Origin of the sequence: Flavobacterium nitrogenifigens (genome assembly GCF_003254565.1) — a bacterium.
Taxonomy (GTDB): domain Bacteria; phylum Bacteroidota; class Bacteroidia; order Flavobacteriales; family Flavobacteriaceae; genus Flavobacterium; species Flavobacterium nitrogenifigens.
In genome coordinates this window covers 254029-269850 of the sequence record NZ_QJRI01000176.1, presented here as the reverse complement: position 1 = coordinate 269850, position 15822 = coordinate 254029, and the positions used below count along the sequence as shown (strand labels likewise).

Here is a 15822-nt window from a genome sequence, read left to right as displayed (position 1 = left end):
GTTAATGAAGTTGTATTGCTATTGATTATAGGAGCACCTGTACTGGTAATACCGTTTACGGTTACCATCGAAGTATTTACGGTCGAAGTGTTCGAAACACTACTAACAGCATCTGAAGTGGCCACTACTCCGTTTACCATTGAGGTTAAAGTATTACCCGTTAAGCCCAAACTATTGGTAGTTGCTGCTGTAATGATTGGAGTTAAATCTAATGGTGTGCTTGCAACTCCATTTACGGTTGTTGTTAAGCTAGCTCCAGTTAATGAAGTTGTATTGCTATTGATTATAGGAGCACCTGTACTAGTAATACCGTTTACGGTTACCGTCGAAGTATTTACTGCCGAAGCATTTGAAACACCACTTACAGCGTCTGATGTTGATGCTACTCCGTTTACCGTTGAGGTTAAAGTATTACCCGTTAAGCCTAAAGTATTGGTAGTTGCTGCTGTAATGATTGGAGTTAAATCTAATGGGGTGCTTGCAACTCCATTTACGGTTGTTGTTAAGCTAGCTCCAGTTAATGAAGTTTCATTGCTATTGATTATAGGAGCACCTGTACTAGTAATGCCGTTTATAGTTACCGTCGAAGTATTTACCGTCGAAGCATTTGAAACACCGCTTACAGCATTTGATGTTGCGGCTACTCCGTTTATCGTTGAGGTTAAAGCGTTACCTGTTAAGCTTAAAGTATTGGTAGTTGCAGCTGTTATAGCTGGAGTTAAATCTAAGACTGTACTGGCTACTCCGTTTACAGTTGTTGTCAAATTTGCTCCCGTTAATGAAGTTTCATTAGTATTAATAATAGGCACTGCTGTTCCCGTTACACCGTTTACGGTTGTAGTCAGACTATTTACTGCCGATGTGTTTGATACTGTGGTAGCATTTGTAATTGCGGTCGGAGTCAATAAACTTCCACCATCTGTACCAACGGTTAATATGTTGCCTGCATCTGTACTGGTAACTTGTGCTGTTGTTGCTGTTCCAGCTTCGTTGGTATAAGTAATGACTCCCGTTGCCGGATCTTGAGTTTGAGTGGTTACGGTTTCTGAATCTCCAACTAAATCAACTAGATTAATTACGGTAGGAGTTCCGCTTTCTCCATTATAGGTTAAAGTTTTTGCAACCGGATCATAAACTAATGTAGTCTGAGTTTCAGCATTACCAACCAAATCAACCAAATTAATTACGTTTGGCACCGCTTTTTCATCTGTATAAGTCAAAGTGTTTGCTGCCGCATCATAAACCAGACTTGTTAACGTCTCATTATTTTTGATAATATTGGTCAGCTGCGTAATAAAAGTCGAATTATTCATAATTACAGAAGAATTATTAATGACGTCATTAATAACATCAATTGTAGTTACTGTGGCATTTTCACTTGTATAAGTGTATTGACCATTATTAGAAGCATCCTTATCCAGTGTAGTTATTGTTTCATTAGCTTTTACAATAGTACTGATATCTACTATTTGTGTGTTTCCCGAAGCATCAACATAAGTAAATTGATTTGTTGTGGAATTAAAAGAAACATTGCCCTCTGTTTTATTTACAATGTTTTGAATAATATTGGTCACAGCAGGGTTATTTACAATAGTGCTAAAATTAGATGTTACATCGCCAATTACATCGATATTTACTGCTGTTCCAGCTTCATTAGTGTAGGTATATGAGCCTCCGCCATTATTCACTAGAGAAGTAATCGTTTCATTGGCTTTTACAATAGCTGCTATATCTATAATTTGTGTATTTCCCGAAGCATCTATATAAGTAAATTGCTGATTATTGGGGTTATAAATAACAGTTCCTGGACTTGCACTTATTTCAGTTGAAATTACAATTCTATTCCATTTGTCCTCATACCAATAGTAATATCCAGGTTTAATATCCGAAATAGTTGCGGTATTAAACACCAGTAAGCTGTTGACATTACCATTTGTAATGGTTGTAGCATCTGTTGAACTTTTTAAACTAATTTTAGGAATTAGTACACCTTTATCTGCAGCAACGACTTCTAATTGTGAAGAAGCGTTTGGCATTGGTGTTCCAATACCTACTTGCGCATGAACTGTACTTAAAAAACAAATAAGAAAAGCTGTAAGGAGTAGTGTTTTTTTCATTTTTTAATATTTTAAATTGTGCAATAGCCCCGCTTGGAGCAGATTTTTCGAAATTCAGGGAATATAAAATGAGGCAGGGTATAAAAATCAATGAAGAGAAAGGCAGATAGAAGTGCTTATATAGATTTTTATGAGGTATGTTAAAGGTAGAGAATTTACCTAGGCTCAAATGTTAAAAAATATAAGAATATATTTATTTTTTTGTAGTACGACTTGTTTTTTATCTCATTTTTATGGTAATAATCCTACAAGTAGGCTATTTTAGTGGTGAACTTTAGGCTTTTTGATAAGCTCCTAAAATGGTTGCAAATTGTAACTTGAAACAAGCTTTGCTATTTTGCAACGGTAAAAAGAATAATAAAATGGATGTAATGTGCTGATATTTAATTGTTTTTGTGTTGTTAAAGAAGTTTTGAATAACAATTTTAACCTCACTGCAGGTATAGTAAAAGACAATTAGAACAGAAATAACCATGAAATCAGGTATTGTTTTACGCGTATTGCGTCAGTAAATTTGCAGCTAACCAAGTAAAATCCAATGAAAGTTAACCGTTTAGATCGTTTTTTATTAATGAAACTGACATTTTTAAAAAGTAGAAAAGCAATTTTGGCACAACAGCTTTTGTATATAATGATGCTGCTTCCATTTCTTGCATTTAGCCAAAAAGAAATAGTCCCTGGAAGTAAAGATATCAATACCAAATATATAAAACCCGAAAAATCGCTCTATACCGTGTATTATGTAAAAGGTACAGAATGGAAAAATATGGGAGCATTGACCTACGATATTTCTTTGGCTAACAATCAGGTGACTTTAAATAATACTTTCACTCCAAAAGATAACGGAAAGCCTACCACACGCATTAGTACAGCAGACGCACTAACTCTTAAAGCGATCAGTTATTCTGATGAAACCAAAAATGCAAAACTGAATCTTAACTTCGGCGAAACGATTACAGGTAATTTTTATTCGAAGAAAACCAAAAAAGATAAAAAACTGAAGCTTAAGCCTAAAGAAGAATTTTTTGATTTTAACTGGACGGATCACTTAATTGGAACATTGCCACTAGATGTAGGATATAAAGGTCGTTTTCCGCAATTTTATTATAATGACGAGTCAAATGTGCTTGTTGAATATTACACGATCAAAGAAGTAAAAAGCTTTGTCTACAATTCGCCAAGAACTGGAAAGCACGAAACATGGATTGTTTCAGTTCTAGAAGAAAGTACTAATGCTTACTATAATTATATTATAGACAAAAAAGACCATCGTCTCTGGCAACGTGAAATGTCTATGGCAAATGGAATGTGGGAAATTACCGTTAATGAGGAATTAGATTATCAGCCTATTAAAAATAAATTTAATAAAGAAGAAGTTGTGAGACAGATTTCCAATGGAAATAGTGTCATAATTGGTACAGCATATGCAAGATCAGATTCTGGCAAGAAATTGGGAGGCTTGGTTAATACTGCCAAGAAACAATTTGCGCCAAAAGGAACTGAGATTACCATTTTTCCAAGTTCGGCTTATTATGAAGAGTGGATAGAAGTCAATAAGAAAATCCGTAAGCAGAAGAAAATGCCAGAAGTTCCTTTAGATAGTGATTTTGGCTACTCGGTTAAAAAAGCCAAAGTATATGACGATCAAGGACATTTTGAATTTGCAGATCTAATGCCAGGAACTTATGTTGTTATGGTTAGCTTTGATTTTACGAACTCTTATAATTATTCATACGTGTCTGGATATACAAATTATTACAATTATTATGGCTATCAAGGTTCTACAACAAATTATGGTACGGCAAGACAATCTTATACCGATAAAGCTAATATTGAGAAGCGTCTGACAATCGATAAGGATGGTGAAAAGAAAGAAGTGAATTTAAAAGAATAAAGCATAATTTTTAAAGAGTATAAGATCTAATAGGAAACCAGCCTAACGGTTTCTATAATGCCCCAAAAAAGTAAGACACTATTTGGGGCATTTCTATGTAAAGAAAATAAACATATAGAATGACCCAATTCTAATCGGCAAATCTGTTATTTAACTTGATATAGTATTTAATAAATGCCATAAACTCGGATTAGCATTTTCTTTTCGATACAACATGATTAAGGGAATATTTTCGATCTTATTGTCTAACGGAATAAATTTTAAATTCAAATTATTGTTTTTTGCAATTGATGCAGGAAGTAATGAAATGCCAAAGCCAGATTCTACTAATCGAAGAATAGAGTTTAATTGAGTTGCCTGATGAAAAATTTTTGGCACGAAACCCGAGGTAGAACATAATTCCAGGAAACTGTCAAAAATTGTTGGTCCGCAATCTCTTGCAAAACTTATAAAATTTTCATTTTCTAAGTCTTTAATTTTGATTTTTTTCTGGTGAGATAATTCATGTTTGAGCGGTAAAACGGCAATTAAAGATTCGGTCATGATAATTTTCTCCTCTAAGTTTTTTGGATTTAACCAAGTTCGAACAAAAGCAGCATCCATAGTGCCATTATTCAAAGACTGCATTAAATTTATGTTGGGCTGTTCTTCAAAGTTTAAATCTATTTCTGGGTACTGCTCATGAAATAGTTTTAATAAATTGGGTAAATCGCTATGCATTGTGGCTCCCACATAGCCAATGCGTAAATTGCCACTTTCTCCCTTTCCCACGATTTTCAATCTTTTTTTAATCGACGCCATTTGAGAAATCATTTGCTTCGTCTGCACCAATAATTCTTCTCCAGCTGAGGTTAAGAGAACTTTTCGTTTTGTCCTTTCAAATAATAAAACACCAAAATCATCTTCCAATTGCTTTATTGCTCTGCTCAGAGGAGGCTGGGAAATGTTTAGCCTTTCAGCTGCACGGCCAAAATGAAGTTCCTCGGCAAGAACCTGAAAGTAATTTAAAGTTCGTAAATCCATTCTTATACTTTTTAGGTATTAATGATTGCTAAAATAGAAATAAAAGTATTAATTATTGTTTTTAAGTTTGTAAAAAAATATTTAAAAAATGAAAAATTTAAAAACAATTGCGTTGTTCCTATTGATCGCAATAGGATTAATTTCACTTTCAAGTTTTAATAATATGAAAAATCCAAGCGAGCCTCGTTTTATTGAAGTTACCGTTTCCAATTACATTATTCTTCATGGTTTTGATGCTTCAAACAAGGAGATTGAAGAATATGTTAAGGATCAAGCACCAAAGAAAAAATTGATTTCTGTAGACAGAATTCAGTCTGTAAGTGAAAAATATATTTGCACAACTTATGCAAATAATAGATTGATTTTTTGGGAGTATAAGGACGGATACGAAAACCTAAAACAAAAACTAGGATTATAGAATAATCGTATAGAATTTTTGAAATTATTTCAGAAAGGATCTTTTTAAATCTAAAGAATCCCAATCTCAACTGCATCAAAGTAGATCTGACTATTTGGTGCAGTTTTTTTTCTGCTGACACTTTGGTTGGTGCCAGCATTAAAGAATATCATAAATGTACTCGGTCCTTTTGGATATTAAACAGGCAGATTCTTTTCGAATGCAGAGCCAAAAGAGAAGAAAGAATCTGTGCTTCCAACTCCTTCAATCTGATGAACTTGTTCGTACAAAATTTTACGGAGTTCTTCATTATTTGCAGCTACTATTTTAATAAATAAAGCATATTTCCCTGACACCCAATGACATTCAATTACTTCTGGAATTGCTTTTAGTTTTTCAGCGATTGAGTATGAAAAATGAGCCTCTTTAGTAACAATTCCTGTATAGGTAATAGTTTCAAAACCAAGCTCTTTCGGATTCAATTTTACCGAAAAACTATTAATTACTCCTGTCTCTTGCAGTTTTTTAACTCGTAAATGCACCAGTGAATTGGAAATATTTAATTCTTTAGCGAGATCAGAAAATGGTATTCTTGCATTCTCACTCAGTTTTTGTATAATTTCTCGATCTAAATAGTCAGTATTTTCATTCTTCTTACCCTTTGCCATAAGTACTTTTAAATTAATGATTCTATTATTTTGACAATTCTTCTGTTAAAAATGGTTTTTAAAGTGTCAAAATTACAAAAAATAACATAACAAATGTTTAATTATAAATAATCGTACTTTTATACTGTTATAATAACAGTTATATGTATAGATTTGTGTCATAATAACACTATTTTAACATAACTACAAAATGAGCAAAGATCAGCTACTTACAAAACTATGGGAGCAATATGTTGAAATTACTCCATCAGCCTTAAAAATTCATGAACTCCTGGAAGACAAGGGAGAAGAAATTAAAAATGATCATATCGCAATTCGTACTTTCAATGATAAGCGTGTGAATATCGAAGTATTAGAAAAACCATTTCTAAATGTGGGTTATGAGGCAAAAGGGGAGTATCATTTTGAAACTAAAAAGCTTTTTGCTAAACATTATGAGCACGCAACTGACAAAGACGCGCCTAGAATTTTTATTTCTGAATTGGAATTGGAAAAATGTTCTGCTGATTTACAGAATACGGTTGAGAATTTATTAAACAGCTGCGATCAGAATGCGTTCAATAATCCAGAATTGGTTTTAAGCGGATCTGTTTGGAACGGAAATTCACAGGCGGTTTACAAATCATTATTGGAAGAGTCTGAATATGCGGCTTGGATGTATGTGTATGGTTTTAGAGCCAATCACTTTACAATCAATACCAATGCTTTAAAAGGCTTTAAAACCTTAGAAGAATTGAATAATTTCTTAGAATCTAGCGGATGGGAGCTTAATTCTTCTGGAGGAAAAATCAAAGGAACTCCAGAACAGCTTTTAGAACAATCGAGCACATTGGCAGATTTATACGATATCGATTTCGAAGAAGGAACGTTAAAAGTGCCGTCATGCTATTATGAATTTGCATTGCGTTATCCGATGTCAAACGGCGAATTATATCAAGGTTTTGTGGCTTCATCAGCAGATAAAATATTTGAAAGCACCGATGTAAAGCTTCAAAAAGCGTTATAATATTCATTTAGTATAAAAAGAACAATTAAAAGTCACAATGACGAATACAGAATTGCAGTTTGGTATAAAAGAAGCTTTAGAGCAGCTAAATATAAAAGAAGTTAATAATGGAACTTGGACAGGGCTTAATAATTTTTCTGATGGGGAAATTTTAGAAAGCTACTCGCCCGTAGATGGAAAATTAATCGGAAAGGTTAAAACATCAAGTACAGCTGATTATGAAAAAGTGATGGAATCGGCGACTGATGCTTTTAAACAATTTAGATTAATGCCAGCGCCTCAACGTGGAGAAATCGTGCGTCAGTTTGGAGAAAAATTGCGCAAAAATAAAGAAGCTTTAGGGAAACTGGTTTCTTATGAAATGGGAAAATCACTTCAGGAAGGTTATGGTGAAGTTCAGGAAATGATTGATATCTGTGATTTTGCAGTCGGACTTTCGCGTCAGCTGCACGGATTGACAATGCATTCAGAAAGGCCAGGACACAGAATGTATGAGCAGTACCATTCTCTAGGAGTTGTCGGGATTATTTCGGCATTTAACTTTCCAGTGGCTGTTTGGGCTTGGAATACCGCTCTAGCTTGGATTTGCGGCGATGTATGCGTTTGGAAACCTTCAGAAAAAACACCTCTTTGTGCAGTTGCTTGCCAAAATATTATGGCAGAGGTTATAAAAGAGAACAATTTACCTGAAGGAATTTCGTGCTTAATTACAGGCGATTATAAAATTGGCGAATTGCTAACCAATGATAAACGTATTCCGTTAATCTCGGCTACTGGTTCTACGCGAATGGGTAAAATTGTAGCGCAGGTAGTTGCAGGACGTTTTGGAAAATCGTTACTGGAATTAGGTGGCAACAACGCCATTATTGTAACGCCAGATGCAGATATTAAAATGACCGTTATTGGTGCCGTGTTTGGTGCTGTTGGTACAGCAGGACAAAGATGTACTTCTACACGCCGTTTAATTATTCATGAAAACATTTATGAAAAAGTTAAAGAAGCTCTGATTTCTGCTTATGGACAATTGCGCATTGGGAATCCTTTAGACGAAAAAAATCATGTAGGTCCTCTTATCGACAAGCAGGCAGTTGAATTGTATAATGATGCTTTGAAAAAAGTGGTAGAGCAAGGTGGCAAAATTTTGGTTGATGGCGGAGTACTTTCTGGTGATGGATATGAAAGTGGCTGCTATGTAAAACCAGCAATTGCAGAGGCTGATAATTCTTTTGAAATTGTACAGCACGAAACTTTTGCTCCTGTATTATACTTAATAAAATATTCAGGAACTGTTGAAGCGGCAATTGAGATGCAAAATGGTGTAATGCAAGGACTTTCTTCTGCAATTATGACAAATAATTTAAGAGAAGCCGAATTATTCCTGTCTGTTACAGGTTCTGATTGTGGCATTGCAAATGTAAATATAGGAACCTCTGGTGCTGAAATTGGAGGTGCTTTTGGTGGTGAGAAAGAAACTGGTGGTGGCCGGGAATCTGGATCTGATGCCTGGAAAATTTACATGAGAAGACAAACCAATACAATCAATTATACTACAAGTTTGCCGCTAGCTCAAGGAATAAAATTTGACTTGTAAACTCTTTAGAGCCAGCTAAAGCTTAACAAAAAATATCAAAGAGAATACCGCATTTTGTTTGATAATGTTTTTAAGACATTATCGAACAAGATGTATACACATGCAATACAAAAACTAAAAAATTAAAAACCTAAAAAATTACTAACTTAAACCATTACCAAGATGAACAAAAAACTAATTAGGGTAATTTACTTTATTCCTCTGCTGTTATGTTTGTGGCTACCAAACATTAGCTTTGCACAAGCCCAAAAAACTGTTTCAGGAAAAGTTACAGATGATAAAAATAATACGCTGCCAGGCGTAAGTATTTCAATCAAAGATTCTAAATACAATGCAGCAACAGACATTGATGGAAATTATACTTTAGTGTATCCTTCGACATTAGCGAATCCCGTTATTGTTTTTTCATATATGGGATTTACTTCAATTAATCAGGAGATAAATAATCGAGCAGAACTTAATGTAACTATGCAAGAAGAAACCAATAAGCTGAATGAGGTAGTCATTATTGGTTATGGTACTCAAAAGAAAAGTAATGTTACGGGAGCTATTTCTACTGTCAAAAAAGAAAGCCTCGAAACTCGTGCGACAACTAGTCCAGCTGAAGCGCTTCAGGGCTTGGTTGCAGGGGTCAATGTACAAAAAAGTGGTGGTGTTGCTGGAGCTTCTGTAAGTGTAAAAATTCGTGGAGTAAATACCTTTGGCGCAACAGAGCCACTTTATATCATTGACGGTTTTCAAGGTTCTATTAATACTGTAAATCCAACCAATATTGAATCTATGGAGGTTCTTAAGGATGGTGCTGCAGCTGCAATTTACGGATCTGTTGCCGCAAATGGTGTAATTATCGTAACAACTAAAAATGGACAGAAAGAAGGCGTAAAAGTTGATTTCAGTTCTTTTTTAAGCATTACAAATCCAGCAAAAACACTTGATATGCTGGATGCTGATGGTTACCGTACGGTTAACAAAAGAATGTATGATGAGTACAATAAATATGCAACTTCTCCAAAACCGCTTCCAGCCTATATTACAGCACCATCTGATGCAAATACAGATTGGCAGGATGAAGTTTTCCGTTCAGGGCTTACACAAAACTATGGCTTAGGGATTCAAGGAAGACAAGGTGATTTTAAATTTGCACTATACGGAAATTACGTAAAGCAAAAAGGTATTGTAATTGACAACGAATTTGCACAGCAAACTGGTAGTGCCAGAGTTAGTTTCAAAAAATCAATTTTTGATATCGATGGGAAAATGGCTTATATGGGAACGCAAAATGCATTGCCTAATTTTCAGTTAAAAGAAGTATATACTATGTCTCCTTTAGTTCCAGTTTATGACGAAAATGAAGAATATGGTTATGGACTAGCGAATAAAAATGGCCTGCCAGCAGGAACAAATCCAGTTGCCGAAGAACATTTTAAAAAGAGTAATGACATAGGACAGGACATAACGGCAAATATTTCGGCAACAGCCAATATTGCTCCATGGTTAAAATACAAACTGGCTTATTCTTACCGCGTAAAGAATAATCAGCAAACGTTTCATTTTCCTCCATACATTGCAAATCCAAAAGAAGTGCATCTTTATCCAATGCATAGAGAGTTGAGAACGACTTGGAACGAACAGATATTAGATAATATTATCACTATTGATAAAACTTTCGGGAAACATGTTTTCGGTTTAATGCTTGGTAATACGTTTAACAGTCAAGCATCAAACTGGAACGATGTTAGTGTTGAAGGAAAAACAACCGATTACACTGTAGAAAACGGACAGTTGGTTTCTATCGACCGTCCATCAGGATTTCTTGATCCTAGTTTTGAAACCATTGGTGCCGGAAGAGGAGGTACTTATTCTGCTGATGGTTCAAAATTTCAATACAACAGAGTATCTTTCTTTAGCAGGTTAAATTATTCATACAATGATCGTTACCTGCTTCAGGTGACAGTTAGAAAAGATGGTTCTTCTAAATTTGGAGAAGATAGCCGTTGGGGAACTTTCCCGTCTATTGCTTTAGGATGGAAAATCGAACAAGAAGATTTCTTCCCAAAAGATATGATTCTTTCTACCTTAAAATTACGTGCAAGCTGGGGACAATTGGGTAACGAAGCGGCTTTAGGATATTATTCTGCAAATACATTGATCAAAACAGGTAACTCTTTAGAAAATGGATATGTTCAGGGTATAGGAAGCAATCCTTGGCCAGGAAGCATTGCAACAGCATTAGAAAATAGAAATCTGCAATGGGAAACTACAGATTCTAAAAATATCGGTTTAGATTATACGCTTTTAAATGGAAAGATTAGCGGTTCTATGAACTACTACTATAATGTAACAGACAACTTATTGATTACAAAAAAACTGGCTCCATCTGCTGGAATTGATGATCCTGTTCTTAACGTAGGTAAAATTAGCAATAAAGGATTTGAGTTTGAAGTAAATTACCGTGATCAAGTAAATGAATTTAAGTACAACGCAGGATTAAACCTTACGACGCTTAAAAATAAAGTAGAAGAACTGGCTAATGAGGGACAAACAATTTATGGAGAAGGATTAAAATACGGAGACGAGCACTTTCCAACACAAGCTCGTGTAGGAAGCCCAATCAGCGGATTCTATTTATATCAAACAGATGGTATTTTCCAATCAGCGGCAGAAGTAGCGGCTCACAGTAAAAACGGTGTTTTATTACAGCCAAATGCACAGCCTGGAGATATTCGCTTTAAAGATTTGAACGGAGATGGTGTTATAGACGAAAATGATAAAGCTTATGCTGGAACAGGATTGCCAAAACTGGAAGTAAACCTTAGTTTAGGTGCAAGTTATAAAGGATTTGACTTCTCTGCATTAATAGGAAGCGGATGGGGAAATAAATTATACAACGGAAATAGATATTTCTATGAGTCTATGAATGCAGGAACCAATATGCTGGCTTCTACATTAAATTCTTGGACACCAGAGAACCACAGTAATATTCCGCGTGCCGTATTGCAGGATCCTAACGGAAACAGCCGTGAATCAGATCGTTTTCTTGAAAGCGGAGATTTTATCAGAATGCGCCAATTGCAATTAGGATATACTATACCAAGCAAAATGTTAGGTAAAGCAAAAATCGACAAACTTAGATTTTATGTAAGTGCCGAAAACTTGTTTACTATCACTAATTATTCAGGAATTGATCCAGAATTCTCACGTAATTCAGTAGTTAACACAGGTGTTGACCGTTTTGTTTATCCATTTACAAGATCGTTTGTTTCTGGAGTTCAGTACATATTTTAATTCTATTTAATAAGACATTATCATGAAAAAGATATTTTTAATATTATCCGCTATAGGTTTATTCACTTTTGCAAGCTGTGATGACTATTTGGATCAACAATCTCCAGATGAACTTACATCAGATAATTTCTGGAGAAATAAAGCCGATGCAGAGTCTGCTTTGGCGTCAACTTACTCACAATTAGAATTCGGTATTGATCCATGGGCTTTCGCCGAAGTAAAATGGCCTGTTGAAGCGTATCGCGAAGACGTAAACGAATTAGGAAGTGATGCATTGAACTATCAAAACTGGGTTGAACTATCGACTTTTACCTATACAAATGGGAATAGCCAATTTACTACGTATTGGAAAATTAACTACAGAGGAATTAGCAACGCCAATCAGGTAATTGATAAATTGCCACAGGTTCCGTCATCTAAAATTACAGATGAAGATCGCAAACAGATCGAAGCAGAGGCTCGTTTTTTACGCGCTTATTATCATATGAAACTGATTTTGAACTGGGATCAAATCTATATCAGAAATAAATATATTACAAAAGAAAGCGATCTAAGCATTCCATTGTCAACACGTGCAGAAGCTTGGGATTTTATCACCAGCGAATTTAAAGCCGTAGCAGCTATTTTACCTGCAAAACAATCTGCAGATAAAACAGGACGTGCTACAAGCGGTGCTGCCAATAGTTATTTAGGATTTGCTTATTTGACAAGAGCTTATGAAGAAACAGCTCAAAAGCAAACATTCCTGAACGAAGCGCTTACTGCATTTAACAAAGTACAAGGATATGAGCTGGTTAAAGATTATGTTTCTATGTTTGATGGAACAGCCAAAAATACAAAAGAATCAATCTTCGAGCGTCAGTTTTCAGAAACTACAGCAAATGGTGCTTTCTACCGTAATGCTCTTCATTACTGGATGGCTGCGGCAGAACTTGGCGGATGGGACGAAATTCTTCCAAGTGCAATGCTTGTAAATGAATTTAAAAAAGAAGGGAAAATTGCAACTACAGGAAACTACGATTCGCGTTTATACAGTACCATTTTCTTCAAAGATCCATATTTTAATGATCCTAATAATCCGTTGGTACTTGGAACAACTTATGATGACAAGTTTGGAGATACAGACAAACCAGTGTACCGCAAATTTATTCCAAGCACACAGGAAAAAATGGATCAGGAATATACAGCCATCAATGTTCCTTTAATGCGTTATTCAAATGTATTATTGATGCAGGCTGAAGCTTTAAATGAATTAGGACGTCCAGCAGAAGCTATTCCGTATATCAACAAAGTTCGCGAAAGAGCAGATATGCCTGCAATGACTGGAACAACAACAGCTCAGGTAAAAGCACAAATTGAACACGAAAGAATTTTAGAATTCCCACTTGAAAATTTCCGTTTTTACGATTTACGCCGTTGGGGAAAAACAAAAGAAGCTCTTGATGCTGTTGGACGTACAGGTTTTGATGCGGCAAAAAATAACTTTTACCCAATTCCATTGACAGAATTACAAGCGAATTAATTCTCAAAATGATTTAAATATTTAAAAAGAATAGCCTATATTTCTTGGCTATTCTTTTTATCTAAAGATATTGGTCTTCTCAGTAAAATGAGCTGATCTATAGCTATATAATAACACAACACAAAACTGACACAACATGAGCAAAAAGAAAATATTTTTTATTCTTTCATCCCTCTTTCTAATACAATCAGGTTGGTCTCAAAAAAGCTTTCCAAATTTAGAATCAGCTAAAAATAGTATCAATTACAAAGGAAATCCAGCAAATGCAACCGACAGAAAACCATTAGCGTTCTCAGATAAAGGGGCTTGGTTTGCATTTGGGTTTTTAGAGAGTTCAAATGCTCAGGCAGGTTTTTCGGGACCATTTTTAATGACCGAACAAAACGGAGTATGGTTAAGTCCATCATTTGTTTCACTAGAATTAAAAGACGAGAACAAGCAAAATATCATCGACTGGAAAAGTTCATTGGTTACGCAAAACAGTTTTAATAGCCATTTAGAACAACAGTTTAAAAATGACAAATTAGAAGTAAAACAGCAATTGGTGTTTTTATCAGGTCATTCGGCTTTGCAAAAAACAAGTATTACCAATAAAACGGCAAAAACAATTACACTTTTTCCTTCGTATAATACGTCTCTTTTTTTAGATGATCTGAAATTGTCTAATGAAAAAAATACTTTAAAAATTGTTTCTACAAAAAGCACTGCTATAGGATATATTCAGTTTTTAAAATCAAATCCTGAGATTGAAATTACGAAACAAGGATTCAAAGCACAGACAGAAAAATTGGTTTTAAAACCAAATGAAACTAAAGAGATTGTAGTTTCACAAAGTTTTATTTTTCCGCAATATTCTTGGAAAATAGAAAATGAAACGATACAAAAAACGGTATTTACTACACTGTTAAACAACACACAAAAAGAAAAGGAAAAACTGTTGGCAGACCTTATTGTCAAAAAGAAAAGTATTTACAAAGATCAGATTTATTCAGATTTTGTAGCAAAATTGGTATTGACTTTACAAAACAATACAAGAATTGCAGCAGAAGGATTAAAACACGGAGGTCTTTTTCCGAGTTACAATTACGAATGGTTTCACGGTTTTTGGGCTTGGGACAGTTGGAAGCATGCCGTTGCGGTAGCGAATTATGATACTGAATTAGCCAAAAATCAAATGCGTGCTTTGTTCGATTATCAGGATCCAAATGGTTTTATTCCAGATTGCATCTACAGAAATAATCTTCTTGAAGAAAACAATTATAGAAATACAAAAGCACCGCTTGCTGCTTGGGCAATATGGAAGATTTATGAAAAAACGAAAGATGATAATTTCATAAAAGAGTTTTATCCAAAGCTTACATTATATCATAATTGGTGGTACAAAGAGCGTGATCACGACCAAGACGGATTATGCGAATTTGGTTCGACAGATGGAACTGTAATTGCAGCAAAATGGGAAAGCGGAATGGATAATGCCGTTCGTTTTGATGATAGCAAAATCTTGAAAAATGGTGAAAAAGCGTATTCGTTAGATCAGGAAAGCGTTGATTTAAATTCATTTTTATTTGCTGAGAAAAATTATCTCAGCAAAATGGCAGTTGTTTTAAAATTAACGGATGAAGCTAAAAAATGGAAAGACGAAAGTGATGCATTAAAACTGAAAATTCAAAAACAATTTTGGGATGAAGCAACAGGTTGGTTTTATGACACGACAATTGACGGCAAGACATTGATAAAAGCAATGGGATGCGAAGGATATTGTCCTATTTGGGCAGAAGTTGCTACTGTTGAGCAAGCCAAATCAGCAAAAAACAATATGATTGATCCAGCTAGTCTAAACACTTTTGTGCCTTTGCCAACATTGGCTGCGAATCATCCAAAGTTTAAACCAGAAGGCGGATATTGGAGAGGACCAATTTGGCTTGACCAAAGTTATTTTGGTATTAACGGATTGGAAAAATGCGGGTATGCAAAAGAAGCAAATGAACTGGCGCATAAACTGATGCATAATGCTGAAGGTGCTTTAGATAAAGGCACTACCATAAGAGAAAACTATCAGCCTGTAACTGGTAAGGGATTAGAAGCTTTTAACTTCAGCTGGTCGGCTTCACATTATTTAATGCTACTTTTAGAAGATAAATAATAAAAAGTCAAGATTTGAACATATAGAAACATAGATCGGTAGATTTGTAATAGGAACGTTAAAAGACGTTTCGCTTTTCTAAAGCAAACATAGCTATGTGTTAGGAACTAGTTTCTTTCATCTATCTTTTTTTAGAAATAAAAACTATGTGTCTATGTGTTTAATTTAACTTAATA

At 34.8% G+C, this 15822-nt stretch carries 10 protein-coding genes; 7 read left to right on the top strand and 3 right to left on the bottom strand.

Annotated features, from left to right (window positions below; translation table 11 throughout):
• Positions 1-2117: beta strand repeat-containing protein (locus DM397_RS14460; RefSeq protein ID WP_111378207.1), on the bottom strand; the 2117-nt coding region annotated here is incomplete at its 3' end.
• Between the two features lie 538 nt (positions 2118-2655).
• On the opposite strand from DM397_RS14460, the gene DM397_RS14450 reads away from it, so the two are divergent.
• Positions 2656-4011, top strand: coding sequence for a DUF3108 domain-containing protein (locus DM397_RS14450; protein WP_239457859.1), 1356 nt, complete (start codon positions 2656-2658; stop codon positions 4009-4011).
• A gap of 150 nt (positions 4012-4161) precedes the next feature.
• On the opposite strand, the gene DM397_RS14445 is transcribed toward DM397_RS14450, so the two are convergent.
• Positions 4162-5034 (bottom strand): LysR substrate-binding domain-containing protein, encoded by an 873-nt coding sequence (locus DM397_RS14445; protein WP_111378205.1) that lies wholly within the window; start codon positions 5032-5034, stop codon positions 4162-4164.
• An 88-nt stretch (positions 5035-5122) separates the two neighbouring features.
• Here DM397_RS14445 and DM397_RS14440 point away from each other — a divergent pair, with 88 nt between their 5' ends.
• Positions 5123-5452 carry a hypothetical protein gene (locus tag DM397_RS14440; protein WP_204251878.1) on the top strand — a complete coding sequence of 110 codons (330 nt, stop codon included), beginning with the start codon at positions 5123-5125 and terminating at the stop codon, positions 5450-5452.
• A 176-nt stretch (positions 5453-5628) separates the two neighbouring features.
• On the opposite strand, the gene DM397_RS14435 is transcribed toward DM397_RS14440, so the two are convergent.
• Positions 5629-6099: an Lrp/AsnC family transcriptional regulator gene (locus tag DM397_RS14435; RefSeq protein ID WP_111378204.1), complete on the bottom strand. Its 471-nt coding sequence runs from the start codon at positions 6097-6099 to the stop codon at positions 5629-5631.
• Positions 6100-6289: 190 nt separating this feature from the next.
• Here DM397_RS14435 and DM397_RS14430 point away from each other — a divergent pair, with 190 nt between their 5' ends.
• From DM397_RS14430 to DM397_RS14410, 5 genes are all read left to right on the top strand, one after another.
• Entirely contained in the window at positions 6290-7105 is an 816-nt protein-coding gene (locus DM397_RS14430; RefSeq protein ID WP_111378203.1) for a DUF1338 domain-containing protein, read from the top strand.
• 37 nt (positions 7106-7142) lie between these two features.
• Positions 7143-8696 (top strand): L-piperidine-6-carboxylate dehydrogenase, encoded by a 1554-nt coding sequence (gene amaB, locus DM397_RS14425; protein WP_111378202.1) that lies wholly within the window; start codon positions 7143-7145, stop codon positions 8694-8696.
• A 162-nt stretch (positions 8697-8858) separates the two neighbouring features.
• Positions 8859-11981 (top strand): SusC/RagA family TonB-linked outer membrane protein, encoded by a 3123-nt coding sequence (locus DM397_RS14420; protein WP_111378201.1) that lies wholly within the window; start codon positions 8859-8861, stop codon positions 11979-11981.
• Between the two features lie 22 nt (positions 11982-12003).
• The gene (locus DM397_RS14415; RefSeq protein ID WP_111378200.1) at positions 12004-13503 is read left to right on the top strand and encodes a RagB/SusD family nutrient uptake outer membrane protein; all 1500 of its coding nucleotides are present in this window, start codon (positions 12004-12006) and stop codon (positions 13501-13503) included.
• A gap of 136 nt (positions 13504-13639) precedes the next feature.
• On the top strand, positions 13640-15646 hold the full coding sequence (locus tag DM397_RS14410; protein ID WP_111378199.1) for an MGH1-like glycoside hydrolase domain-containing protein: 2007 nt from the start codon (positions 13640-13642) through the stop codon (positions 15644-15646).
• Positions 15647-15822: the final 176 nt, after the last annotated feature.